Origin of the sequence: Burkholderia sp. Ac-20344 (assembly GCF_017104975.1) — a bacterium.
Taxonomy (GTDB): Bacteria; Pseudomonadota; Gammaproteobacteria; order Burkholderiales; family Burkholderiaceae; genus Burkholderia.
On record NZ_JAAGPP010000367.1, the window covers coordinates 1 to 1,194 of the forward strand.

The 1,194-nt window shown below is 53.5% G+C and carries 2 protein-coding genes; both read right to left on the reverse strand.

The window, feature by feature from the left end; genetic code table 11:
• A partial coding sequence (locus tag G3N64_RS39160; RefSeq protein ID WP_346778862.1) for a DUF6708 domain-containing protein occupies positions 1 to 665 on the reverse strand: 665 nt, incomplete at its 3' end.
• Positions 665 to 1,194: hypothetical protein (locus G3N64_RS39165; protein WP_205788901.1), on the reverse strand; the 530-nt coding region annotated here is incomplete at its 5' end. The genes G3N64_RS39160 and G3N64_RS39165, both read right to left, overlap by 1 nt.

Sequence of the window (1,194 nt, forward strand, 5' to 3'; positions counted from 1 at the left end):
AGTACGGCGCGCGGCCCTTCTTCCATGTAGCGGCGGATGAATTCCCAGTGGCGAAGGCAGTTTTCCTTGCTGCTCGACGCATAGCCGAACACAAACATCTCTTCGACTGTCTTGGGGTCTTTCAGCACCAGCCCGCATATGCCAAACGTGCGAATGCCGGCGGCCTGCGCGTTCACACGCAACGCGAAGTACACGTCGTCCCATGACGCCTTTAGTACTGTGCCGTCACCGCGAAAAACGTACACCATCCTGGTTCGACGGTTAAGACGAATCGGATAATGTGTGTAGCGAAACCACTCACCCGCCCATCTATAGAAGGCAACAAAAATAAAAGAGAATATTATCAATGTGATATCAGAAATAATTTCATAAAATATTCTTTCCGACCAATCATTTGAAGCCGATCCATCACCCCCAAAAAAATCATGCACCATCGAATACCAACTAGACAAAATCATCCACAAAAACAGGAGGACAGCACCGCCCCCTATAATCGACATCAACCCACGATTAGCGTAATATCCATCAACCAATTCTAGATACGTCGAATTCATCCGAATCACCCTCATCGAGGCATGCGGATCAGCGGCACGTTGCTTGATGGACAGGTGCCACTCACGATCCTGTTCGGTGAGTAGGCGCTGCTTCTTGCTCGTCGTAAACATCACGCCCCCGCCATTGCTTTGTTGAAATCTGCCTGCTCGACTTTGGACTCTCCGTAACGGGTCGAGACTGGCAGGGTGCCCCAATAGGTTTTCTCAAGCCATTGTGAAAAAGTGTTGCCTTTTACATGATCGATTGCCCAGCCTATCGCCACCAGTACAACTGCGAGAATCAATCCCCACGCGGTCAAACTCACACCGAGAAACATCGTGCCGCCGCCAGCCGCAGCAAATGCGGCCCAACCTGCAAATCCTGCAGCAAGAGCACCCACTCCCCCCGAAAGCCATTGGAGATATCTCAAACCCCATTTTTCTTGACGTGCGCTTTCAGCAGAGTCGACAAAATCCATCACCGCCACCACCCCCGACACCGCAGCAGCCACCACTCCCACCACCCGCAATGCGAAATCTGCCCGCGTCGCCAACCTCCCGCCCGCCACCCGCTCCGCCATCCCCGTCGCGTACTGATTCCGCCACGTCCCGTACGTCTTCACCACATTCCCCACCCCGGCACCGATCGCTCCCACAAACA